The sequence below is a fragment of the Pseudobutyrivibrio sp. AR14 genome (genome assembly GCF_900101325.1).
Taxonomy (GTDB): Bacteria; Bacillota; Clostridia; order Lachnospirales; family Lachnospiraceae; genus Pseudobutyrivibrio.
In genome coordinates this window covers 321551-346825 of sequence record NZ_FMUY01000001.1, presented here as the reverse complement: position 1 = coordinate 346825, position 25275 = coordinate 321551, and the positions used below count along the sequence as shown (strand labels likewise).

24 protein-coding genes are annotated in these 25275 nt (G+C 37.6%); 22 read left to right on the top strand and 2 right to left on the bottom strand.

The genetic code is table 11. From position 1 onward, the window contains the following. Positions 1-27: 27 nt before the first annotated feature. Positions 28-1089, bottom strand: a complete 1062-nt coding sequence (locus BLP50_RS01645) for a ribonuclease H-like domain-containing protein (protein ID WP_090149912.1) — start codon at positions 1087-1089, stop codon at positions 28-30. A 188-nt stretch (positions 1090-1277) separates the two neighbouring features. On the opposite strand from BLP50_RS01645, the gene rsxC reads away from it, so the two are divergent. The 21 genes from rsxC to recG all read left to right on the top strand — a co-directional run bounded on the left by rsxC (position 1278) and on the right by recG (position 22548). Further along, entirely contained in the window at positions 1278-2597 is a 1320-nt protein-coding gene (gene rsxC / locus BLP50_RS01640) for an electron transport complex subunit RsxC (RefSeq protein WP_090149908.1), read from the top strand. 17 nt (positions 2598-2614) lie between these two features. Continuing rightward, the gene (locus tag BLP50_RS01635) at positions 2615-3571 is read left to right on the top strand and encodes an RnfABCDGE type electron transport complex subunit D (protein ID WP_090149905.1); all 957 of its coding nucleotides are present in this window, start codon (positions 2615-2617) and stop codon (positions 3569-3571) included. Continuing rightward, positions 3564-4181, top strand: coding sequence for an RnfABCDGE type electron transport complex subunit G (locus tag BLP50_RS01630; protein WP_090149902.1), 618 nt, complete (start codon positions 3564-3566; stop codon positions 4179-4181). The genes BLP50_RS01635 and BLP50_RS01630 overlap by 8 nt, the downstream gene beginning before the upstream one ends. Beyond that, positions 4181-5047 carry an electron transport complex subunit RsxE gene (gene rsxE, locus BLP50_RS01625; RefSeq protein ID WP_090149899.1) on the top strand — a complete coding sequence of 289 codons (867 nt, stop codon included), beginning with the start codon at positions 4181-4183 and terminating at the stop codon, positions 5045-5047. The genes BLP50_RS01630 and rsxE overlap by 1 nt, the downstream gene beginning before the upstream one ends. Further along, on the top strand, positions 5047-5631 hold the full coding sequence (gene rsxA, locus BLP50_RS01620; RefSeq protein ID WP_090149896.1) for an electron transport complex subunit RsxA: 585 nt from the start codon (positions 5047-5049) through the stop codon (positions 5629-5631). Before rsxE ends, rsxA begins: the two co-directional genes overlap by 1 nt. A gap of 13 nt (positions 5632-5644) precedes the next feature. Then, complete coding sequence (locus BLP50_RS01615) at positions 5645-6436, top strand: RnfABCDGE type electron transport complex subunit B (RefSeq protein ID WP_090149893.1); 792 nt, start codon at positions 5645-5647, stop codon at positions 6434-6436. A gap of 253 nt (positions 6437-6689) precedes the next feature. Beyond that, a complete protein-coding gene (gene proB, locus BLP50_RS01610; protein WP_090149890.1) occupies positions 6690-7523 on the top strand; it encodes a glutamate 5-kinase in 834 nt (277 codons plus the stop codon). Positions 7524-7525: 2 nt separating this feature from the next. Next, entirely contained in the window at positions 7526-7747 is a 222-nt protein-coding gene (locus tag BLP50_RS01605) for a DUF896 domain-containing protein (protein WP_330386037.1), read from the top strand. After that, complete coding sequence (locus tag BLP50_RS01600; RefSeq protein WP_090149887.1) at positions 7728-8315, top strand: 5-formyltetrahydrofolate cyclo-ligase; 588 nt, start codon at positions 7728-7730, stop codon at positions 8313-8315. The genes BLP50_RS01605 and BLP50_RS01600 overlap by 20 nt, the downstream gene beginning before the upstream one ends. Positions 8316-8318: 3 nt before the next feature. Continuing rightward, entirely contained in the window at positions 8319-9563 is a 1245-nt protein-coding gene (locus BLP50_RS01595) for a glutamate-5-semialdehyde dehydrogenase (RefSeq protein WP_090149884.1), read from the top strand. 18 nt (positions 9564-9581) lie between these two features. Continuing rightward, the gene (miaB, locus tag BLP50_RS01590) at positions 9582-11012 is read left to right on the top strand and encodes a tRNA (N6-isopentenyl adenosine(37)-C2)-methylthiotransferase MiaB (protein WP_090149882.1); all 1431 of its coding nucleotides are present in this window, start codon (positions 9582-9584) and stop codon (positions 11010-11012) included. Between the two features lie 25 nt (positions 11013-11037). Beyond that, a complete protein-coding gene (gene ruvA / locus BLP50_RS01585; protein ID WP_090149879.1) occupies positions 11038-11652 on the top strand; it encodes a Holliday junction branch migration protein RuvA in 615 nt (204 codons plus the stop codon). A gap of 15 nt (positions 11653-11667) precedes the next feature. Further along, positions 11668-12681: a Holliday junction branch migration DNA helicase RuvB gene (gene ruvB / locus BLP50_RS01580; RefSeq protein WP_090149876.1), complete on the top strand. Its 1014-nt coding sequence runs from the start codon at positions 11668-11670 to the stop codon at positions 12679-12681. A gap of 107 nt (positions 12682-12788) precedes the next feature. Then, complete coding sequence (locus BLP50_RS01575) at positions 12789-13214, top strand: cell division protein ZapA (protein WP_090149874.1); 426 nt, start codon at positions 12789-12791, stop codon at positions 13212-13214. A 45-nt stretch (positions 13215-13259) separates the two neighbouring features. After that, positions 13260-15371 (top strand): peptidase U32 family protein, encoded by a 2112-nt coding sequence (locus BLP50_RS01570; RefSeq protein ID WP_090149872.1) that lies wholly within the window; start codon positions 13260-13262, stop codon positions 15369-15371. Between the two features lie 2 nt (positions 15372-15373). Continuing rightward, positions 15374-16705, top strand: coding sequence for an FtsW/RodA/SpoVE family cell cycle protein (locus tag BLP50_RS01565; protein ID WP_090149870.1), 1332 nt, complete (start codon positions 15374-15376; stop codon positions 16703-16705). Beyond that, positions 16695-18128 (top strand): peptidoglycan D,D-transpeptidase FtsI family protein, encoded by a 1434-nt coding sequence (locus BLP50_RS01560; RefSeq protein WP_090149868.1) that lies wholly within the window; start codon positions 16695-16697, stop codon positions 18126-18128. The genes BLP50_RS01565 and BLP50_RS01560 overlap by 11 nt, the downstream gene beginning before the upstream one ends. Positions 18129-18232: 104 nt before the next feature. Next, positions 18233-18418 carry a 50S ribosomal protein L28 gene (gene rpmB, locus BLP50_RS01555; protein ID WP_015549663.1) on the top strand — a complete coding sequence of 62 codons (186 nt, stop codon included), beginning with the start codon at positions 18233-18235 and terminating at the stop codon, positions 18416-18418. A 191-nt stretch (positions 18419-18609) separates the two neighbouring features. Further along, the gene (locus BLP50_RS01550) at positions 18610-18969 is read left to right on the top strand and encodes an Asp23/Gls24 family envelope stress response protein (RefSeq protein ID WP_090149865.1); all 360 of its coding nucleotides are present in this window, start codon (positions 18610-18612) and stop codon (positions 18967-18969) included. A gap of 14 nt (positions 18970-18983) precedes the next feature. Then, complete coding sequence (locus BLP50_RS01545; RefSeq protein WP_242869198.1) at positions 18984-20495, top strand: DAK2 domain-containing protein; 1512 nt, start codon at positions 18984-18986, stop codon at positions 20493-20495. 1 nt (position 20496) lies between these two features. After that, entirely contained in the window at positions 20497-22548 is a 2052-nt protein-coding gene (recG, locus tag BLP50_RS01540) for an ATP-dependent DNA helicase RecG (protein ID WP_242869197.1), read from the top strand. On the opposite strand, the gene BLP50_RS01535 is transcribed toward recG, so the two are convergent. After that, positions 22516-24267 carry an Rqc2 family fibronectin-binding protein gene (locus BLP50_RS01535; protein ID WP_090149859.1) on the bottom strand — a complete coding sequence of 584 codons (1752 nt, stop codon included), beginning with the start codon at positions 24265-24267 and terminating at the stop codon, positions 22516-22518. The two genes, recG and BLP50_RS01535, sit on opposite strands and share 33 nt — an antisense overlap. Positions 24268-24363: 96 nt before the next feature. On the opposite strand from BLP50_RS01535, the gene BLP50_RS01530 reads away from it, so the two are divergent. Then, positions 24364-25275: a YicC/YloC family endoribonuclease gene (locus tag BLP50_RS01530; protein ID WP_242869196.1), complete on the top strand. Its 912-nt coding sequence runs from the start codon at positions 24364-24366 to the stop codon at positions 25273-25275.

The window sequence follows — 25275 nt, the reverse complement described above, 5'->3', positions numbered from 1 at the left end:
TCATTCGATTGTAAATGGCTTGATTTTTTAATGCTTTAACATATATTTTGTTATTTTTACAAGGATATCATCCCTGATGTCTGCTATATTAAGGAATCTATCCTTAGATTCGTATGATGAGCGGAATGTACGAAGGGAACTTCCGATGTCAAGACGCTCTGGAATGTTTAGGAATGTTCCCTCTAATGATACCTTGCAATCTCGTCTGGTAGCTGGTCGACGGCAGCTTTTATCAATGCTTTCGCCTAATGACTTTGGGATAATGCTGTCTTCATCTATGAGATAGTAATAGTTTTTATAGTCTGGTAGATATGTAAAAAGCTGTCCTTGGTATAGATTTAAAGTAACGTATATACGATTGTTTTTTATAATATAAAGTCCATAATCTCGTTGTTTATTGATTGATTTTGGTAGTTCAATATCTGTTTCAAGTTCTATGCGTATTTTGTCTTCTTCAATTTCGTGATTTATATATCGAATTTCCGAATTGAGTAAATTGGGATAGCACAGTATATCAGTGATATAAATCATCCCTTTTACATCCTCGAAATTGTGAAGTAGAATCAGTTCTTTTGATTCTAAATCTCCGGTAATTGAATAATGCTGATATATAGGAATCAGTTCACCACCGTTATATTTGTCATCTCTGTGTAATCCTAGGAATTCTTCGATTGATTTTTGTTTGTAATTGGGCAAATCAAGCATGCATTTTGCTTTTGTAGACTGCAAATACATGTCTGTATGATTTTTTGATTTGATTTTAGTGTAAATGTGATATTTACGACATCTTTCTATGATAAAGGATTCGTCAAATCGGGTAGAATTGAATCCTAGTAGTTTGTCATATCCAGCTATAACTTTTTCAAATTCCTCTAAAATCTCAATTTCCTCAGATTCATTATTAGCTAGCAACTGTGTAATCGTGATTTTATTTTCGCATCTGGTGGCATAGCCAATTAAATAGATAAAGGATTTTCTAGGAGAAAGTCCGGTGCATTCAATATCAAAAAATAAGGTGTTTTCATCAAAATACTTGGCAGTTGAGTAGCTTACATGATCTAGTTGGTAACTGTTATTAATAATTTCCATAATCAAATCCTAACTTAAGTTGTTTATTGTTAAATTTTACACCATATAAAATTGTTTGGTACTTAAAAATGTACAAAATAAGTGATAAATTTTCTCTTTTGCTATGACCAAAATGATATAATTTATACATGAAATGCTATTTTGTTGAATAAATAGCTAAATTCTCTAAAGAAAGAGGGGTAATGCTAATGGGTCTTAGGACTTTTAAGGGCGGTGTTCATCCTTATGATGGCAAGGCTATTTCAAAGGAAAAGCCTATCAAAGAATTAAAGCCACAGGGTGAAATGGTATATCCATTGTCTCAGCATATTGGTGCACCAGCTACTGCAATTGTTGCCGTTGGTGACACAGTGCTCAGAGGCCAGAAGATAGCAGATGCTGGCGGATTTGTTTCTGCGCCTATTTTTGCATCTGTTTCTGGAACAGTCAAGGCAATCGAGCCAAGACGAGTTGCCACAGGCGACATGGTTAATTCTATCATAATTGAGAGTGATGGAAAATTCATCGAGACTGGTTTTGAAGCTTGTGATGATTATACTGAGCTTTCTGATGACCAGATTATCTCTAAAATCCAGAATGCAGGCATTGTTGGTATGGGTGGTGCCGGTTTTCCTACCCATGTAAAGCTTTCACCTAACAAGCCAGAGAGCATCGAATTTATCATTGCTAACTGTGCAGAATGTGAGCCTTATCTTACATCTGATTACAGATCGATGGTAGAAGAGCCTGAAAAGCTCATTACTGGAATGAAAATTATTCTTCAGCTTTTCCCTAAGGCTAAGGGACTTTTGGGAATCGAGGATAATAAAAGCGATGTTATAGCATCTCTTTCAAAACTGTGCGAGCATGAGCCACGTATTGAGGTTGTTCCTCTTATGACAAAATATCCTCAGGGTGGTGAGCGTCAGCTCATTAAAGCTTGTACAGGACGTGAGATTAATTCAAAGATGCTTCCTGCTGATGCTGGATGCATTGTAGATAATGTTGCCACTATCAATGCTGTTTACACTGCGGTTGTTGAGGGCAAGCCTGTTATGGATCGTATTTTTACAGTAACAGGTGATTCTGTTATGGAACCACGCAATTTCCGTATTTGCATCGGTACTAGCTGCAAGGAGATTCTTGAGGCTGCAGGTGGATATATCCATGAGCCAAAGAAGATTATATCTGGTGGTCCTATGATGGGATTTGCTCTTTTGGATGTGGATGTTCCTACAACCAAGACATCAGGTGCACTTCTTTGCTTATCAGAGGATGAAGTATCTAAGTACGAGACTACTGCTTGTATCAACTGTGGTCGTTGCGTAGATGCTTGCCCTGAGAATCTTATCCCTTCTAGATTATCTAAGTTCGCAGATCACGGGGACAAGGAAACATTTGAAAAGTGGTATGGACTTGAGTGTATTGAGTGTGGTAGCTGTAGTTTTGCATGCCCAGCCAGAAAGCCACTTGCACAATCTATTAAGACTATGAAAAAGATGGTTCTTGCAGATAAGAGAAAAAAGTAGAAAGGAAAGTAACTAAAGTGAGCGATTTATTAAAAGTTTCTTCATCTCCACATGTTAGAGCAAAGGATGATACTTCTAGAATCATGCTTTATGTGATTCTTGCTCTTATGCCAACTACTGTATTTGGTATTTTCAATTTTGGTTACAGAGCTTTGCTTTTAGTACTTGTTTGTATCTTTACATGTGTGATTTCAGAATGGTTATTTGAAAAAGCTGTAGGTAAAAAGAGCACAATTGGCGATTTAAGTGCCGCTGTTACAGGCCTACTTCTTGCTCTTAATTTACCTTTTTCACTTCCTGTTTGGCAGGCGGTTCTCGGTTCTATTTTTGCTATAGTTGTTGTTAAGATGCTCTTTGGCGGCTTGGGTCAGAATTTCATGAACCCAGCACTTGGTGGTAGAGCATTTCTTGTGATTTCATTTGCTGCAACTATGACACATTTTGAATATGACGGAGTAGCAGGTGCTACACCACTTGCTCTTTTAAAGAGTGGCGAGGCAGTAAATACTCTTGACATGCTTATTGGTCGTACCGGAGGTACAATCGGTGAGACATCTGCCATTTGTATTTTGATTGGAGCTATTATTCTTATTCTTCTAGGAGTTATTGATCTTATTATTCCTGGCGTTTATATAGTTTCATTTGCAATATTCGTATGTGTCTTTGGTGGACATGGATTTGATACAACATTTCTTGTGGCTCACCTTTGTGGTGGTGGATTGATGCTTGGTGCATTCTTCATGGCTACAGATTATGTTACATCTCCAATTACACCTGCTGGCAAAGTTGTTTTTGGTATTTGCCTAGGTGTACTTACTGGTATCTTTAGAATATTTGGAAATAGTGCAGAGGGAGTCAGCTTTGCAATTATCTTTAGTAACCTTCTTGTTCCGCTCATTGAAAAGGTTACAGTTCCTCGTGCTTTTGGTGTTGTAAGAGAAAGAAAACCAAAGGAGGTGAAGGCTGATGAATAAATTAGTTAAAGACGCTTTGGTCCTTACTTGTATTACAGTTATTGCCGGATTCGCCCTTGGTCTTGTATACGAGATTACAAAAGCTCCTATTGCTAAGGCAGAGGCCGATGCACTTCAGAATGCATATCAGACAGTTTTCGCAGACGCAGCATCATTTAAGGATTTAGATGGTTTTGATTCTTCAGCTGCTACAGATGTAGTCCAAAAGGCTGGATATACTGATGATACAATTGATAACTGTGTAGTAGCCCTTGATGGTTCTGGTAATCCACTTGGCTATGTTATTACTGTTACATCGTCAGCTGGATATGGTGGCAATATTACATTTTCACTTGGCATTACAAATGACGGAGTGTTAAATGGTTATTCTATTACCACAATCTCTGAGACAGCTGGTCTTGGAATGAAAGCCAGAGATACAGGAGATGGAACATTTTCTTCTCAGTTCATCAATCGTCAGTCAGAGATATTTACAGTAACAAAAACTGGTGCGACTCAATCATCAGAAATAGATGCCATTTCTGCAGCTACAATCACATCTAAGGCTGTAACAAATGGTGTGAATGCAGGCGTCACCTACTTCAATTATCTGGTAGGAGGTGCAAAATAATGAATAAAAATTTAGAGCGTTTATATAATGGACTTTGGAAAGAGAATCCTACATTTGTATTGATGCTTGGTATGTGTCCAACACTTGCTGTTACCACATCGGCAATCAATGGTATAGGAATGGGTCTTTCTACAACAGTGGTTCTTGTTCTTTCTAATATGATGATTTCTGCACTTAGAAATATTATTCCAGATAGAGTGAGAATGCCTGCTTTTATCGTAGTAGTTGCTTCATTCGTTACAATCGTGCAGTTTTTGATGCAGGGATTTACACCATCCTTGTATGCATCACTTGGAATCTATATTCCACTTATTGTAGTTAACTGTATTATTCTTGGACGTGCTGAAAGCTACGCATCTAAGAATCCTGTTATTCCATCTATGTTTGATGGTATTGGTATGGGTCTTGGCTTTACAGTTGGTCTTACACTTATCGGTGTAGTAAGAGAGATTCTTGGTAATGGTTCTGCATTTGGAGTAAATATTCCGGCACTTAATGATTACCATATTACTTTATTTGGACTAGCACCTGGTGCATTCATAGTTCTTGGCTTCTTAGTTGCTATCATGAATGTTGTTAGACGTAAAATGGAAGCAGCTGGCAAGCCACTTCCTGCAGTGCAGGGTTGCTTAAGCGGTGATTGTTCTAGCTGTGGACTTTCAAGCGCATGTACTGGTAAGTCACTTGTACATAACACTCCTGAAGAGATTCCGGTTGATCCTAAGGATGTTGCTAAGCCTCAGCCTGAGACAAAGATAGAGGTTAAGCACACTGCTAATGCTAAGAACACAGAAGATGTTGAGAAATCTGGTTCTGATTCATCTTATGCAGATGACGATATTGTAGGAAAGGAGGAAGATAAATAATGAATTATGTTACAGGATTGATTCTATTACTTGTTTCATCAGCTATTGTAAATAACGTTGTTCTTTCTCAGTTCCTTGGCCTTTGCCCATTCCTTGGTGTATCTAAGAGGGTAGAGACTGCTGCTGGTATGGGTGGTGCTGTAATTTTCGTAATTACAATTGCTTCATTTGTATCATCAGTTATTTACAAATATGTTCTTGCACCTACTGGTTTCCAGTACATGCAGACAATAGTATTTATTCTTGTTATTGCAGCCCTCGTTCAGTTTGTTGAGATGTTCCTTAAGAAGAGTATTCCATCACTGTATAAGTCACTTGGTGTATATCTTCCGCTTATTACTACAAACTGTGCGGTTCTTGGTACTGCCATTAACAACGTTACTAACAATTACGATATTCTTGAGAGTGTCATTAATGGTTTTGGCGTAGCAGTTGGTTTTACAATTGCAATCGTAATCATGGCTGGCATTCGTGAGAAGATTGAATACAACGATATCCCTGAGACATTTAAGGGCTCTGCTATAGTCCTCATTACTGCAGGATTGATGGCAATGGCTTTTCTTGGATTCTCAGGAGTAATATAAGGAGGGCTGACAAATGAGTATAACAGGAATTTTACTGGCAGCTGTTATTGTTGGCGCTACTGGTTGTGTAATTGGATTTTTCCTTTGTTTCTCAGCTGAGAAGTTCAAGGTTGAGGTTGATCCAAAGGAAGAGGCTGTACTTGGAGTTTTACCTGGAAATAACTGTGGTGGTTGTGGATATGCAGGTTGTTCTGGTCTTGCTGCTGCCATCGCAAAGGGAGAGGCACCGGTTAACCAATGTCCTGTTGGTGGTGCACCTGTTGCAGCTCAGATTTCAGAGATTATGGGCGTAGCTGCAGAAGAGGGCGTTCGCAAAGTTGCATTTGTTATGTGTAACGGTACTTGCGAGAATGCTAAGCAGATGTACGATTACACCGGTGTTGAGGATTGTAAGGCAATGGCTTTTGTCCCTGGTGGTGGACCAAAGGCATGCTCTTATGGATGTATGGGATTTGGTTCCTGCGTTAAGGCTTGTCCTTTTGATGCTATTCACATTATTGATGGTGTAGCATTGGTTGATAAGGAAGCATGTAAGGCCTGCGGCAAATGTGTTGCTACATGCCCTAATCATCTTATTGAGCTTATTCCTTATGATTTTGGTCATGCTGTTCGTTGTCACAATAATGACAAGGGCAAGGATGTAATGCAGGTATGTAAGGTAGGATGTATCGGCTGTCACAAGTGCGAAAAAGTGTGTGAGAGTGATGCCATCCATGTGGATGGATTCTTCGCCCATATTGATCAGGAAAAATGCACTAGCTGTGGCAAGTGCGCGGAAGCATGTCCTCGTAAAATCATTTTATAAGTAACTTACCAATCTGTTTACGGCTACAAGCCTTAGAGTCTCCCAGACTCAGCATAAAAAGCTTCCCTTGGGAGACCAAAGAGCTTGATGCCTACAGATTGGTTTTTTATTGTCTCTATTTTTCTTGCATACTTCCTACGAATCGTGTTAGATGAGCGAAGAGACTCCAAGGCTTGTAGGCGTAACAGTTTGGCTCTTGCTATATTAGTGTATTTAGTGGTATGATATTGCGGAAAATAAACAGGAGAATGATATGTACGGACACGATTTTACTAAAAAGAAGAGAGTCATTGTTAAGGTAGGTTCATCTACTATTACACATGATGCAACTGGAAATATTGATTACACAAAATTAGAGCGACTTGTTCGTCAGTTATGCGACTTGAGAGCCCAGGGTAAGGATGTATGTCTTGTTTCATCTGGTGCTATTGCAGTAGGTCGTTATGCAATTGGATTAAAGGAACGTCCACAGGATTTGGCTACAAAGCAGGCGTGCGCATCAATTGGTCAGGCTTATTTAATGTCCGTATATCAGAAGCTTTTCTCTGAATACAATCAAAAGGCTGGTCAGATTCTTATGACTAAAAAGACTATGACTGACCCAGAATCTAGAGAAAATGCTAGAAATACATTTGAGCAGCTGTTTAATCTTGGAGTCATTCCTGTTGTTAATGAGAATGATACTGTTGCCACACACGAGATTCAGTTTGGTGATAATGATTCACTTTCAGCTATTGTTGCAGCCCTTACAAAGGCAGATGCATTAGTTCTCTTATCAGATATTGATGGTCTTTACACAGACAATCCTAATACTAATCCAGATGCTGAATTTGTGCCTGTAGTTGAGAGCATTGAGGATGTTATGGATATGGCTAGCTCTGATAGCTCATCTGATGTGGGAACAGGCGGTATGACTGCAAAGCTTCGTGCAGCTCAGATTGCTACATACAGCGGTGCTGATATGGTTATCACTAATGGCGCTCATATCGGTAATATTCACCGTATTTTTGAAAATAAAGATAAGGGTACCCTATTTGTTGCCAACAAGCGCGACGATGTAAGGGTATTAGATTTATTAGAGGATTAATTATGATTACAGAAAAAGATATCGCAAGAATCAATGAGTTGTATCACAAGAGTAAGGGCGAGGGCCTTACTGATGCAGAAAAGGTAGAACAGGCTAAGCTTAGACGTGCTTATATTGATGCAATAAAAGGAAATGTTAGAGCTCAGCTTAATAATATTGATATTGTAGATGAAGATGGCAGGGTAGAAAACCTTGGCGAAAAATATGGAAAAGTCTCTAAATAATAAAGAACTTAGAACAGAATTCAAAGCTAAGCGAAATGCTATTTCTTCACAGCTTCGAGAAGATATGTCGCTTGCTATTACAGAAAATTTTTTGGCTCTTTTAGAATCTGATTTTAAAGGGGCTAATATTTTTTTATGCTTTTATCCCTACGGTTCCGAGGTGGATTTATTAGGGCTTTATGAGAGACTTCTAGATATTGATAAAGACCTATATTTTCCAGTATCAAATATAAATACTCATGAAATTACATTTTACAAGATTAATGATTTAAAGGATGATTTTCATGAGGGGGCTTACGGTATAATGGAGCCCAATACTAATTTAGAGCAGTTTAATGGGGATGATAGTTCTACAGTGGTCATTACACCAGGATTAATCTTTGATGAAAGATGTAATCGAATTGGTTATGGTGCAGGCTATTATGACAGATTTTTCGCGTCTCATCCAGATACTTTTAAAGTGGGAGTCGGGTTTGAAGAACAAATAATTAATAAATTGAATGTAGGGGCATATGATGTGCCTTTAGATTACGTTGTAACTAATAACAGACTTATAAAAAAGGAGTAGGCAATGACATTACTAGAATTAGCAACAAAAGCAAGAGACGTTAAATACACTGTGGCAGCTCTTTCCACAGAAGACAAAAATTCAGCAATTATGGCTGTAGCTGATGCATTAGAGGCAAGCGCTTCCGATATCATTTCAGCCAATGCAATAGATATGAAAAATGGCGAGACTAAGGGGCTTTCACAGGGTCTTTTAGATAGACTTAAGCTTGATGAGTCAAGAATTAAGGGTATTGCTGATGGACTTCGTGAGATTGTTAAGCTTGATGATCCTATAGGTCAGATTACAGAGGAATTTGAGCGTCCTAATGGATTGAAGATTAAAAAGAGACTTGTTCCAATCGGTGTAGTCGGTGTTATTTATGAGGCTAGACCAAATGTTACTGCCGATGTTTTTGGCCTTTGTTTTAAGACAGGTAATGCGGTTATCTTAAAGGGTGGTTCTGATGCTCTTGAGTCAAATAAGGCTATTGTAAAGGTGATTAAATCAGCCCTTGAAAAAGGTGGATATCCAGTTGATGCAATTACTCTTATTGACGACACTTCCAGAGAGACTGCAAAGGAGATGATGCGTCTCAATGGTTATATTGATGTACTTATCCCTAGAGGTAGCGCAGGTCTTATTAAGTCTGTTGTAGAGAATGCATCTATTCCTGTAATAGAGACTGGCTCTGGAAACTGCCATATATATGTAGATCATGATGCTGATATTGATATGGCTATTGATATTATCGTTAATGCCAAGACACAGCGCATCGGTGTTTGTAACTCTGCAGAATCTCTTGTAGTTCACGAGGATATTGAAGCTTCGCTTTTACCAAAATTAAATAAAGCTCTTAGAGAAAAGGGCGTTCAGATTTTTGCAGACGCTAAAGCTAAGGCTTTAATGGAAGGCTCAGAAGATGCTACTGAGGAAGATTTTGCAAAAGAATATTTGGATTATATTATTTCCGTTAAGACTGTTTCATCTGTTGAAGAGGCAATTGAGCATATTAATAAGTACAATACAGGTCACTCTGAGGCTATTGTCACCAACGACGAGAAAAATGCTGATAAGTTCTTAGAGGGTATAGATGCTGCTTGTGTATATGTCAATGCTTCAACTAGATTTACTGATGGTTTTGAGTTTGGATTTGGTGCAGAGATTGGAATCAGCACTCAAAAGCTTCACGCTAGAGGACCTATGGGCCTTCTTGCTCTTACAAGCTACAAATACACAATCTTTGGCAATGGCCAGATTAGAAAGTAGAATTAGATAGGATTTAAAATGAGTATTACAGATTTATTAAACAATGCTCCAACTGAGGAGCCAGAGCGTCAATATTATTTCATTGAAGAGGCAAAGAAAATAGTTGCTTTAAAAGAGCAGGAAAAGGGCAGAAAGCTCACTTGCTGTGTTACTACTTTTGGATGCCAGATGAATGCTAGAGATTCTGAGAAGCTCCTTGGTGTACTTAAGGAAATTGGCTATGTTGAAACAACAGATGAGAATGCTGATTTTGTAATTTATAACACATGTACTGTTCGAGAAAATGCTAACAATAAGGTCTATGGTCACCTTGGTATTCTCCATGGATACAAGAAAAAGAACAAAGACATGATGATTGGACTTTGTGGTTGCATGATGCAGGAGCCTACTGTTATTGAGCATCTTCAGAAGAATTATAAGTTTGTTGATCTTATTTTTGGTACACACAACCTTTATAAATTTGCAGAATTATTTACAACAGCTCTTCTTAATAAAAAGGGCATGATTATTGATATTTGGAAGGATACAGACAAAATTGTTGAGAATTTGCCTATTTCACGTAAATATCCTTTCAAGTCAGGTGTAAATATTAGCTTTGGATGCAATAATTTCTGTACATACTGTATTGTTCCTTATGTTCGCGGTAGAGAGCGTTCTAGAAAGCCTGAGGATATCGTAGCTGAGATTAAAGAGCTTGTTGCTGATGGAGTTGTAGAGATTATGCTTCTCGGCCAGAATGTTAACTCCTATGGGGTAGGCCTTGAGGAAAAGGTTACTTTTGCAGATTTACTTCGCATGGTTAATGATATCGAAGGTCTTGAGCGTATTAGATTTATGACACCTCATCCAAAGGATTTGTCCGATGATTTAATTGAGGCCATGGCTACACTTCCAAAGGTATGTCATCATATGCATTTACCACTTCAATCTGGAAGTACTGAGATTTTAAAGAAAATGAACCGCAGATACACCAAGGAACATTATCTTGAATTAGTTGAAAAACTACGTGCTCGTGTTCCTGATGTTGCTATTACAACAGATATTATTGTTGGCTTCCCTGGTGAAACAGAGGAGGATTTCCTTGACACTATGGATGTAGTAGACAAGGTTCATTATGATAGTGCTTTTACATTTATCTATTCCAAGAGAACTGGAACACCTGCTGCTACAATGGACAATCAGGTGCCAGAGGATGTAGTGAAGGATAGATTTGATAGACTTCTTGCTCTAGTTCAAAAGCACGGTCATGAAAAGGTTAAATCCCTTGAGGGTACAGTACAAAAGGTCCTTGTTGAAGAGGTCAATGAACAGGATAAAAATCTTGTCTCAGGAAAGCTCGAAAATAATGTGACAGTTCACTTCCCAGGTGATGAATCTATGGTTGGCAAAATTGTCGATGTTAGGTTAAACTGTTGTAAAGGGTTCTATTTTATTGGAGAAATAAATTAAGAAAGGGCCCTTTAGGGAGGATAGTATGATTACCTATATTCGCGGCACACTTTCAGATATTGATGAGAATATTGTAATTGTTGAGAATAATGGGATTGGCTATGGTGTCAGTTCTTCTATGAACACAATCAGGCAGCTTCCTGCAATTGGTTCAGAAGTAAAACTTGAGACAAAGCTCATTCCAAAGGAAGATTCTTTTACTTTATATGGATTTTATGATAAGGAGGAGCTTAAGATGTTTGAGCTTCTTCTTTCTGTTAGTGGAATTGGACCAAAGGGCGCACTTTCCATTCTTAGTTCTATGACTGTCAGTGATATCCAATTTGCTGTTGCAGGCTCTGATGCAAAGGCTTTTGCTGCTGTTCCTGGCGTAGGAAAAAAGACGGCGGAGCGAGCAATTATAGATTTAAAGGATAAGGTAGATATTATAGGTGCATTTGAAGCTAAAATCACTGCCGATTTATCTGGCAAGAAAGTTTCACCTGCTGTTTCTGTAAAAGAAGAGGTGCTTGAGGCGCTTGTTGCTCTTGGTTATTCAGCAAGCAATGCAGCTAGAGCTCTTGATAAGATGACTATTACAGACTCTACTACTACAGAACAGCTTTTATCTGATACTTTAAAACAGATGTCATTCTTATAATAAATGGGGAATAAAATGTTAACTAATAAGCAAATCACATCAACAATAGCTAGTCATGAAGATTTAGTTAATGACAATGCTCTCAGACCTAAGACTTTTGATGGATATATTGGTCAGTCAAAAGTTAAGGAAAATATGAAAATATATATTGAGGCTGCCAAAAATCGTGGAGATGCCTTAGACCATGTGTTGCTTTATGGCCCTCCGGGACTTGGCAAGACAACACTTGCAGGTATCGTAGCTGGGGAGATGGGCTCTAATATAAAAGTTACTTCCGGACCTGCTATTACAATTCCAGGTGAGATAGTGGCTGTTCTTATGACATTAAAGGATGGAGACATTCTTTTTATTGATGAGATCCATCGTCTTTCTAAGCCTGTTGAAGAGACTTTATATTCTGCAATGGAGGACTTTGCAGTAGATATAGTAATGGGCAAGGATACAACTGCCCGTTCTATCCATACTAAGTTACCTAGATTTACTCTAATTGGAGCTACTACAAGACCAGGACTTCTTTCGGCGCCTCTTAGAGATAGATTTGGAATAATTGGACACATGGATTACTACACACCAGAGGAGCTTTCTACAATTGTTACTGCATCTGCTAGTAAGCTTAATGCACCGATTGATTACGAGGGAGCATATCAGATTGCTCTTCGTTCTAGAGGCACCCCTCGTCTTGCCAATAGATATCTAAAGAGAGTGCGAGATTACGCTGAAGTTAGATATGATGGTGAGATTACAAAGGAAGTAGCTGCGGCTACTTTGGATTCACTTGAAGTAGATACTTTAGGACTTGATAACAACGATAGAAATATATTGCTTGCTATTATAGAGCGATTTAATGGAGGCCCAGTAGGCCTTGATAATCTGGCTGCTACCGTTGGTGAAGATTCAGGTACTATCGAGGATGTTTACGAGCCATATTTACTTCAACACGGACTTATAATTAGAACTCCAAAGGGAAGGGTTGCAACTAAAGTTGCTTATGAGCATTTTAATATGCCGGTTCCGGAAAACCTGTCATAAATTCCTTTAAAAATCCATCTAACAGGGCTGTAATTGGGCTATAATACTTGTTTTTAGATGTGAAGAAAGTTATAATAAATCATGAATTTCTTTAGGGAGGATACGTTATGGTTTCCGAAAAGAGCGCAAAGGTGCTTATAGGCGGAAAAGTTTATACGTTAAGTGGCTACGAATCAGAAGAATATCTTCAAAAGGTAGCGAATTATATCAATTCAAAACTTGATGAGTTTAATGCTATTGATGATTACAAGCGTATTTCGGCTGACCTAAAGGCAACACTTTTAGAGTTGAATATTGCAGATGATTATTTTAAAGCCAAAAATCAAGTTGAATCACTTGAATCAGACTTACAGATTCGTGATCAAGAAATTTATAATCTTAAGCATGATTTGATTTCAGCTCAATTAAAAACAGAAACTCTAGAAGAGACAATTTCAAAGCTAGAGAGGGAAAACAAAGAGCTCCTTCTCAATAAGACAAAGCTTGAGGCTTCCTTAGAGGATGCACTTCTAGGTTCATTATCAGATGATTAAGAGTCCCAATCAAGGGACTCTATATTTTTTATAAAGGAATTATTTATGAATCAATTGGAATTACTTTCACCTGCAGGTGATTTGCAAATATTTAAGGCTGTGGTAAATGTAGGTGCAGACGCTGTTTATTTTGGCGGCGATTTATTTGGTGCCAGAGCTTATGCTAAGAATTTTACAATGGAAGAAGCTGCAGAGGCTATTCGCTATGCCCATATTCATGGAGCTAGGGCCTATCTTACTGTTAATACACTGCTTAAGAACACAGAAATAGAGCGTAGTCTTTATACATATTTGAAGGACTATGTAAATGCTGGTATTGATGCATTTATTGTTCAGGATTTTGGAGTTTTTTCATTTATAAGAGATTATTTTCCTGATACACATATTCACATTAGCACTCAGGCAAGTCTTTGTACTAAATATGGAGCTAAATTTTTTGAGGATTTAGGAGCTAAACGCATCGTTACAGCCAGGGAGATTTCTACTTCTGAAATCAGTGCTATTCATGAGTATTGTCCTGATTTAGAGATTGAATCATTTATTCATGGCGCACTTTGTGTTTGCTATTCTGGTCAGTGCCTTATGTCATCTATTTTAGGAGGCCGTTCTGGTAATAGAGGCCGTTGCGCTCAGCCATGTAGACTTCCTTACGATGCTTTTGATGACGCTGGAAACAAGCTCAATAAAAAGGGACAATATATACTTAGCCCTAAGGATTTCTGCACTATTAATCATTTACCTGAAATGATTGAAGCTGGAGTTAATTCATTTAAAATTGAAGGCCGTATGAAACAGCTTGAGTATGCAACAGGTGTTGTGAGTGTATATCGTCATTACATTGATGAATATCTCTATAGAGGAGCTAAGAATTACAGTGTTTCAGAGTCAGATATTCAAAAGCTTTTAGACTATGGAAATAGAAGCGGATTTACGGATTTATATCTTCACAAACATAATGGTCCAGAGATGATTACTTTTGAGGCTCCATCTCATAAGAAGGTGGAGGGTGCCACTGTTGACATTTCAGAGAAGAAAATGTCTGTTGATTGTTATATTAAGGCTTTAAAAGGCAAGGATTTTTCTATCAAATTTGTTTCAGAAGATGGTAAAGAAGCTATCGTTGCTGGGGATACTGTGCAGGAGGCTAAAAATAAGCCTACTACTAAAGAAGATATTATTAAGGCAGCTTCTGGTCTAGGCAATACACAGTATATGATGGGCAATATTCATGTGGATTATGACGATGATATTTTCCTTCCTGTATCCGCTATTAAAAACGCTAGAAGAGAAGCCATTGATATTCTATCGACCAGTCAGATGGCAGATGAACTACCTAAGACTGTAATAGAGTTTAAAGAATTAAAAAGTATATCTAATCAAAGGACTGCTACTAGATGCTTTGTAAGTATTTCTACAGCAGAACAATTGGATGCTGTCTGCAGTAGTGATTTTGTGGATGAAATTGCAGTTCCAATTCATCTATTTGAAAAGGCATCTCAGGTATTTTCAGGGAGAATATATATTTCCTTGCCATCAATTCTAAGAGAGGAATATGTTTCAAATATTACTATTCCAGATAAGGCGGCAGGTGTAGTTGCTTGTTCCTATGATGAGTTAGGATACCTTAATAAAATAGATTATCCACTTGATAAGGTGATTATAGACCATAGACTTTATACATTTAACAATAGAAGCATTAAGCTTTTTAAGGAGCAAGGATACTCTTTGAACTGTATCCCATATGAGCTTTCCCTTAAGGAGCTTAAACATAGAGATAATCGGGGCTCTCAGATGATTATCTACAGTAGAATTCCTATGATGATAACTGCAAATTGCACTGTTAAAAACACGGTGGGATGCAAAAAATCTAACGACATTATCACTATTGTTGATAGAAAAAATGAATCATTTTCAGTAGCCTGCAACTGTGATTATTGCTATAACACTATTTATAACAGTAAAAAATACGTTGCGTTTGATTTAAAAGATGAACTTGATATGCTTGGTGTAACTGATTATAGGCTTGATTTTACTATTGAGAATTATAAAGAAACAAAAGAGGTTCTTGATGCCTATAAGGGTATTTTTATTGAAAATAAACCTGTTCATCTACATGATAACTATACAAAGGGGCATTTAAAGCGAGGAGTGGAATAGCTTTGGTTAACGTTATTACATCATTTTCACGAATTACAATTTTATCTTTTGTGCTTATTTTTACCCTCATTGACCTTGTTCAGATTTTTGAATACAAGCTTAATGAGGCTGTATATAGCATACTTTCAACTATTCAATCAGTTATGGTTGTACTGTTTCTTTTTAATGGAACTTTCGTGCTATTTATGGCAAAAGAAGATGCTGGCATGATAATGCTTGGTATATTTACTTGTATTTTCTTTGTGGGCTTTTATGTAGCTGTATACAGGCTATCAGATTTTGTACCAAGAGCGCTTATAAATAACATGTTTTTATTTATTTCCTTTGGAATTATAGCTCTTGCTAGACTTAAAACAGAGTTTGCAGCAAAGCATATGATTTTTTTATTTATAACTCTTGTTATTTCCTTACTTGTTATTATGGGACTGAAATATGTTGATAGAATAGAGCGTTTTATGTATATTTTCGCCATCGTTGGAATTATCCTTCTTTTGATAGTTGCCTTCTTTGGACAGGTTGAAAATGGAGCTAAATTATCATTTGCTGTAGGACCAATTAGATTTCAACCTAGTGAATTTATTAAGCTTTCATTTTTGTTTTTTATAAGTGGATGCATTGTTACTTTTAAAGATATGAGAGGATTTTTAATTGCATCTGTAGGTTCTGCTGTGCACGTTGTTGCTCTTGTTTTGGCAAGAGATTTGGGAACCGCCCTTATATTTCTAACGGCATATGTTTTTGTTATGTTTATTGCATACAAAAATTATATTGTTTTATCCCTTGAGATAGGCGTGGCTACAATAGGCGGTATATTGGCATATCATTATTTTCCACATATTCAGACTAGATTTATCGCTTGGACAGATCCTCTTTCTGTTGTAGATGATAAGGGGTATCAGATATCTCAGTCTTTATTTGCAATTGGTACTGGTGGATGGCTTGGTTCAGGTCTTAACAAGGGTATGCCTAACAAAATACCTGTTGTAACTATGGATTTTATTTTTGCGGCTATTTCCGAGGAGATGGGTGCAATTGTAGGAGTTTGCCTTATTGTTTGCTTTGCATGTACTGTTATGTTGATTTTAAACGCTGCTTTTAATTGTAATAACAGTTTTTATATGCTTGTAAGTAGTGGAATTGCAGTTCTTTTTGCAGTTCAGACCATTTTAAATATTGGCGGAGTAATAAAGTTTATTCCATCCACTGGTGTAACACTTCCATTTATCAGTTACGGAGGCAATTCATTACTATCACTTATGTTATGCTTTTTGATAGTTAGTTGTTCTAACAATCTTTATTTTGATTCTAGACAGGGTAGACGACATGATAGATAAGAAGACACACAGACTAATTAGAAAAGAAATATATATCGTTGGAATTCTATTCTTTGGCCTATTCATCGCTATGATTGTTTATTTTTGTAACTATGTGAACAACGGTTCCAAAGAATTTATTTATAATGCTTACAACTCACGATTCTCAGTCTTTAGTGATGATGTTGTCAGGGGTAATATTTATACTGCTGATGGCAAGGTTATTGCAAAGACAACATACGACAGCGAGGATAATGAAGTAAGAGTATATCCGGATGAGAGACTTTTTTGTCATGCTGTAGGCTATGTTGGACAGGGCATGGCTGGCTTAGAGGCTCAGTATTCATTTGACTTACTTAAATCCAATATTACTCTAGAGGATCAGATTAATAATAATTTAGCTGGCCAAAAGAGCCCAGGGGATAGTTTGTATACTACATTTGATTATGATACACAGCTTGCTGCTTTTAACGGCCTTGGAATGTTTGATGGCGCTGTAATTGCTATTGAACCTGATACTGGTCGAATAGTTGCCATGGTATCTAAGCCTGATTATGATCCTAATACAATCGCGAAATATTGGGATGATATCACTGATAGTACTAAGAATAAGTCATCACTTTTGAATAGAGCTACTTCTGGTGCTTACCCACCAGGTTCGACATTTAAAATAGTTACTACATTAGCTTATTTAAGAGCCAATAATGGTGATGATACATTTTCTTATAGCTGCAACGGCAAGTTCGAAATAGATGACTATACTATTCACTGTAGCGGCAATAAAAAGCACGGCAGTGAGGACCTTTTAAAGGCTTTTTCCAATTCATGTAACAGTGCCTATGCTTATATGGGATTAGAGCTTGATAGAACTGCATTTATAGGCACTTCAGAGGATTTGCTTTTTAACACTACGCTTCCTACTTTATTAGATACTACAAAGAAATCTAGCTTTAAAATTGATGATAAAACAAAGGATAGTATAGTGGCACAAACAGCCATAGGACAGGGCAGTACTACAGTATCTCCTCTTCATATGTGTATGATTGTTTCTGCTATTGCTAACGATGGCGTGCTTATGGAACCATATTTGGCAGATAAGCTTATTAGTGCCGATGGACAGCTTGTAAGTCAGACAGAACCAGTAGAATACGGCCAGTTACTTACTAAGGAAGAGTCTCAGTTATTACAAAGCTATATGGCTGCTGTAGTAGAGGAGGGAACTGCTGAAAAAGTTAATTTTGGCGAGGGACTGACTGTATATGGTAAGACTGGTACAGCTGAGTATACAGAAGATAAAAGTGTTACTCATTCATGGTTTGTGGGATACGCCGTAGACGACAATGGAAATAAGCTAGCTGTAGCTGTTATCATGGAAGGTGCAGGATACGGAAGCAAATACGCAGCCCCTTTGGCAGCCAAGGTGTTTGAGGCTTATTTTCAATAATTCTTGAAAAAATCATTGCAATTTACTATTTGCTTTGCTATAATCCATTTGTTGCGTAAAACGCACACTTGGTTTTTGAAATATTTTTACAAGGAGGTGCAATCATGGCAAAATGTGCAGTTTGTGGAAAAGGCGCTCATTTCGGTAACAATGTGAGCCATTCTCATAGAAGATCCAATCATATGTGGAAGTCTAATGTGAAGTCCGTTAAGTGTAATGTGAATGGAACACCTAAGAAGTTATATGTATGTACTTCTTGTTTACGTTCTGGCAAGGTTGAGCGTGCTTAATCTTACACGATATTGAAAGTCACTCGGAAGGGTGACTTTTTTTATGCCAAGAATTAGGGTATAAATTTCTAGATGTGTGAATTTTCTTGCTAGATGTTGATAGGATGTACCAATACTTACTTTCATTTTTTAGTCATTTAGTATATAATGAGTCATCATGACTAAATATGCGAATTTGGAGGTATAATTTTATGCAAGGTCAAATGGAAACAGAACTTGGTAAGATTGTAATAGACACTGATGTAATCGCAACTTATGCTGGTTCAGTTGCTGTTGAATGCTTTGGCATTGTTGGTATGGCAGCTGTTAATATGAAGGACGGCTTGGTTAAGCTTTTGAAAAAAGATTATCTTAATCATGGAATTACTGCTGTTATCTCTGATGACAATACAATTTCCATTGATTTTCATGTTATTGTTTCTTACGGTGTTAGCATCGAAGCTGTTGCAGAGAACCTTATTGAGACAGTAAAATTCAAGGTATCTTCATTTACTGGTTTGACTGTAGATACTATCAACATTTACGTTGAAGGCGTAAGAGTTATTGACTAAGGAGGCAATTTATAGTGGAGATCCAAACTATCGATGCGTCTTTGTTAGCAAAGATGTTTCTTTCGGGAGCAAAGAATCTCGAAGCCAAAAAAGAGTGGATAAATGAATTAAACGTTTTCCCTGTTCCTGATGGAGATACAGGTACAAATATGACAATGACTATCATGTCTGCAGCTAATGCTGTTAAGGAGCTTGATAATGCAGATATGAAGACAGTAGTTAAGGCTATTTCTTCTGGTTCACTTAGAGGTGCCAGAGGTAACTCAGGTGTTATTTTATCTCAGCTTTTCCGTGGCTTCGCCAAGGTTGTTTCGGGTTATGATGAAGTTACAGTAGATATTTTAAGCGAGGCTTTTGAGAAGGCCGTTCAGACAGCTTACAAGGCAGTTATGCAGCCTAAGGAAGGTACTATCCTTACAGTAGCTAGAGGAGCTGCTGACAAGGCAGTTTCAATGAAGGGCAGAACAAAAGATATCGTAGCATTCTGCGAGGCAGTTATTGCTGAGGCTGAGGCTACACTTGCTAAGACTCCAGATATGCTTCCTGTACTTAAGCAGGCTGGCGTAGTTGATTCTGGTGGACAGGGTCTTGTATGCGTACTTCAGGGTGCTTATGATGCTCTTATTGGTAAGGATGTAGACTATGCTTCTGAGGCTGAGGCTGCTCCTGCACCTACTAAGACTAAATATATTGTAGAGTTTGTAGTTGAGGCTGATGCACCACTTGCTTCATATCAGCTCAAGGAGATCCAGGCTAAAATCGAAAAGATTGCAGTTGGAGAGATTTCTGATATCAAGATAGCAGAAGAGGGAGCTGAGGCAGCTGCTGTTGAAACACCTAAGAAGGAAGAGCCAGCTGAGCCTGCAAAGGAAATGGGATTTGTTTCAATTGCTACAGGTGAAGGTCTTACATCTATCTTCACAGAGCTTGGTTGTGACTACATGATTCCAGGTGGTCAGACAATGAATCCTTCAACAGATGATATTCTTAGCGCTGTTGAAAAGGTTAATGCGAAGACAGTATTTGTTCTTCCTAACAATAAAAATATTATCCTTGCTGCTAATCAGGCAGCTGATATCTGTGAGGACAAGCAGATTGTAGTTATTCCTACAAAGACAATTCCTCAGGGTATTACTGCACTTATTACATTTGATCCTGATGCATCAGTTGAGGACAATCAGGCAGCTATGACTGAGGAAATCGCTAATGTAAAGACAGGTCAGGTTACATACGCAGTACGTGATACTATGATTGATGATAAGGAAATCAAGAATGGTGACTGGATGGGAATGGGAGATTCAGGTCTTCTTTCAGTTAATGCTGATATTTCAGTTGCATTCAAAGAGATGATTGACCTTATGGTATCTGAAGATTCTTCTGTTGTTTCAATTTATTGGGGCGAGGGAAGTGATCAGAGCAAGGCAGAAGAGCTTGGCGCTGCTATAGAGGCTAAATACCCAGATCTTGAGATTGAGATCTCTGAGGGTGGTCAGGCCGTTTATGCATATATCGTTTCAGTGGAGTAAAATGATGGAACTGTTGTCGCCTATAGACACTATTAAGGGTGTCGGAGAAAAGACAACTAAATTACTTAACAAATTAGGAGTATATACCATAGAGGATATACTCCTTTTTTTTCCGCGCACATATCTGATTTATCCAGAAGTTTCTACACCTAATCCAGACAACGTTAATTCTTTAATAAGTATTGCAGGTAGAATTAAAACTAGCCCAAAGATTTTTCGCTCAAAGAGCAGGATAGATGTGCTCTCAGCCACGGCATTTGTGGGAGATATACCAGTTGATTTAGTTTGGTTTAACTCAAATTATTTAAAATCCTCGCTCGAGCCTGGGAAAGTATATATTTTCTATGGAAGGCTTGTTTTTGATAAAAATCGATATAAAATATCTCAACCACTTATATTTGAGACAGAAAAGTATGAGGAACTGAGAAATCAAATTCAGCCGATTTATCATTTGACAAAGGGACTTAGCAATAATCTTGTTCTAAAATCTGTAAAGGCAGCACTTGATAATTGTAAGTTGCCAGAGAAAAGACTTCCTGATGAAATAGAAGATAAGAACAATTTTTTAACTTATAGTCAGGCTTTAAAGACTTATCATTTTCCTGAGAATTTTGATAAGCTTGTAAAGGCGAGGAAGCGTCTTGCCTATGAAGAGATGTTCTTCTTCATTTTAAATTCAAGGCTTCAAGAGGATAAAAGTGTATCTTATCCTAATAATTTTAATATTTCTCATCATAGTCAGACTGATGTTTTTAGAAACTCTCTTCAGTTTGCCCTTACTGGAGATCAGGATAAGGTATTAAATGATATTTTGTCTGATATTCAAGGCGAGTATGTTACCCAAAGACTTATCCAGGGAGATGTAGGCTCTGGAAAGACAATAGTGGCATTTCTTGCTATGTTAGACGTTGCCTTATCAGGTTATCAAGCAGCTATTATGGCGCCAACAGAGGTACTTGCTAAGCAGCACTATGAGGGATTTGTAAAATGGGTTGAAAATGCAGGCCTTAATATTCCTGTAGCCCTGTTTACAGGCTCTATGAAAGACTCAGAAAAAAAGGCTATGGCAAAATTAGTGACTGAGAATGATTCTTGCTTAATTGTTGGAACCCATGCTCTTATTTCTGAGGGACGAGAGTTCGGAAACTTAGCGCTTGTTATAACTGATGAGCAACATAGATTTGGAGTTCAGCAGCGTGATAAGCTTTCTTCAAAAGGTGAGCATCCACATATTATTGTTATGTCAGCTACACCTATTCCTAGAACACTTGCTATGATTTTATATGGCAATATGCATGTTTCTGCTATAAAAGAACTTCCAGCTAATAGATTGCCTATTAAAACATGTGTTATCAAAGAAAGTATGCGAAAGACTGCATACAAATTCGTCAGCGATGAAATTGCTAAGGGACATCAAGTATATATTATCTGTCCTTTGGTTGAGGCTTCAGAGACAACGGAAGCACAAAATGTTACTGACTACAGTAAAAAGCTTAACGAACACTTTGACGGTGCATATTCCATTGGTGTTTTACATGGAAAAATGAAGCCCGCTGATAAGAACCAGGTAATGGAGGATTTCGCTAATCATAAGACTCAAATCCTTGTGTCTACAACAGTTGTAGAAGTAGGTGTTAATGTTCCCAATGCAACTGTTATGATGATAGAAAATGCCAATAGATTTGGACTTGCAGCACTTCATCAGCTCAGGGGTAGAGTAGGAAGAGGCAGTGCTCAAAGTTACTGTATCCTAATGAATTCTAGCTCTGATAATAGAGAGTCTGAGCGACTAAATATAATGCTTAAATCAAACGATGGATTCTTCATAGCTAGAGAGGATCTTAAATTAAGAGGCCCAGGAGATATGTTTGGCGTAAGACAAAGCGGTGAATTTAGCTTTAAAGTGGCTGATATCTATCAGGATGCTGATGAGCTAGAGATGGCCAGCCAGGATGTAGAAGAGTTGTTAAAAAAAGACCCTAGCTTAGATAATCATCCGAAGCTAAGGTCCACATTAAATTCATTCCTCACCAACCAGTTTTACGTGCTCTAGTGTAGGTGTGACAACCATTGAATAGTTAGTGTAATATACTACAAAGCCTGCTACAGCGCTAGCGGGCTTTTTTACATTCTTCTTTTGGAGATAATCAATTTCTACTTTGTCAGTATCTCTTCCAGAAGAGTAATAAGCGGCCAATTCAGCAGCGTGCTCATAGGTACTATCAGGAAGCTCTTTTCCATTTGTTTTAACAATGACATGACTGCCATGTATCTTTTTGGTATGGAACCACCAGTCATTTCCTGTTGCAAACTTGAATGTAAGCTCGTCATTCTGATAATTATTTTTACCTACATAAATATCAAAGCCATTGTCATCTACAAAGTGTAGAGGCTTGCTTTTCTTTGATTTTTCTTTCTTGTTACCAGTGTGTTTTTTGATAAACCCATGGTCAGAAAGCTCCCGTCTAATATCTGCCAAATCTGTTTCAGTCTCGGCAATGTTAAGGGCTGTCTCGATAGATTTTAAAAGTTCAAGTTCAGTTTTAGATTGCTCAATATATGTGTCTAATGCCTCGGCGGTACGCTTTAATTTGGCATATTTATCAAAATACTTTTTAGCGTTATCAGATGCAGACAAATCTGGATCCAAAGGAATAGTCAGTTCCTTGTTGTCATAGTAATTAATTACTGTGATTGATTTATCATTAGGCTTAGCTTCGTAACCGTAGGTGTGAAGTAGCTCGCCATATATCTTATATTTATCACGCTTTTCAGTATCTTTTAACTGTTTAGACTGTAGGTCTAGCTTCTTAGAAGCTCGCTCAATATGGTTTGAAATGATTTTTCTTAAATCTGATGACTTTTGTCGAATATTAGTATATTTGTTGCGCTTTGCATAGTACTGAACAAGTATTTCAGACATAGTTTCGTAGCTATTTGCCGTCATGTCCTGATACATTTTAAGTTCTATAGGCGCATATTCAACTGGCTCGTTGTTAGCCGGATTGATGTAAATGTTAAAATTGTATTCGTTGTTTTTTACGTCATCCATAAGCTCTATAAATGCCTTATAAAGTCTGTCTTTGTGCTCATCGAAAAGAGAAGCGCAGGCAGCATCAGAATCAATTCCAGCTCGATAACAAATTTCATTAGTAATAGTAGGGCTTAATCCAATAAATGAGGAAATTAATGCCTTATAAATGGAGTTACTTTTCTTTAAAACCTGATTTTTGAAATAATCCTCTGTAGATTCTAAAGGATTGATTTTTCCTTCCTGAGCTGGGATGAAATAATCTCGACCAGGTAAAACTTCTCTAACAGAACTTACAGATGAAGGCACGTGCTTAATTGAATCTAATATCATGTTTTCTTCATTACAGAAAATGATATTAGAATGCTTGCCCATTATTTCTACATAAAGATATTTGAAGGTGATATCCCCCATATCATTTAGATGCTGAATCTTAAAGCGTATAGCTCGCTCAAGCCCCATCTGCTGAATCTCAATAATACGTCCAGCTCCAATGTGTTTTCTTAGCAGCATACAAAAGCCTGGGGCTGTTGCAGGAGCTGTCTTATTTTCATCCGTTATGTAGATAAATGGAAGAGAAGCGTTGGCAGAAATCAAAAGACGCTTATTTCCATTTTGAGTGTTGATTGTTATTAAAAGTTCCTCTCGCTCAGGCTGAGAAATCTTATTTATTTTTCCGTTTAAAAGTTGATTGTTAAATTCATCCACAAGGGCATGAATAGATATGCCGTCTAGTGCCATTAATCTAGTATTCCTTTCTTATTCTAATGCGGATTTAATTGACTATTATGATACATTTAATTATAATTAAAAACAACTATGTAAAAGTGGATTATTATGCAAAGTTACATAGAGAAAGAGGATACTCACATGGTTCGTAGCATGACGGGATATGGCAAGGGAATTGCCGAAAATTCAGACGCTCGTGTCACAATTGAAATGAAATCTGTTAATCACAGATATCTAGATTTGAATATCAAACTTCCTAAGAAGCTCAATTTTTTAGAGAGCACAATTCGTAATAAAATCAGCGAAAGCGTATTTAGAGGCAAGGTCGACGTTTATATTACTCTAAACGAGCACTCAGATGCTTGTTATCAGGTTTCAATTAACGATGCTATTGCTCAAAAATACTACGATTCAATTTCAGCAATGGCCGATAAGCTTGGCATCGATAATGACATGAAAGCTAGCAGTATTTCTCGTCTTCCTGATGTTATTGAGCTTGAGGAGATGGATGCAGATGAGGATAGTCTTAAGACATTAGTTCTTGAGGCCCTTGATGCTTGTGTTGCTCAGTTTGTTGATAGCCGTATTGCAGAGGGTAACAGACTAGAGACTGACCTTATTGCTAAGATGGACGAGATGCTTGTCCTTGTTGATAGATTAGAGGCTAGAAGCCCTCAGATTATCGAGGAGTATAGAGCACGTCTTAAGACTAAGGTATCAGAGCTATTAGAGGATACACATATAGACGAGGCAAGGGTTGCCCAAGAGGTTGTCATCTACGCTGATAAGATTTGTATAGATGAGGAGATGGTTCGTCTCAAGAGCCACGTTTCAGAGACTAGAGGAGTATTTGACCTTGATAAGGAGGTTGGTCGCAAGCTTGATTTCCTTGCACAGGAGCTTAATAGAGAGGCCAACACAATCCTTTCTAAGTCTACGGATGTAGAGATTGCCGATATTGGCATTACCCTGAAGACACTTATTGAAAAGGTTAGAGAACAGATTCAAAACATAGAGTAA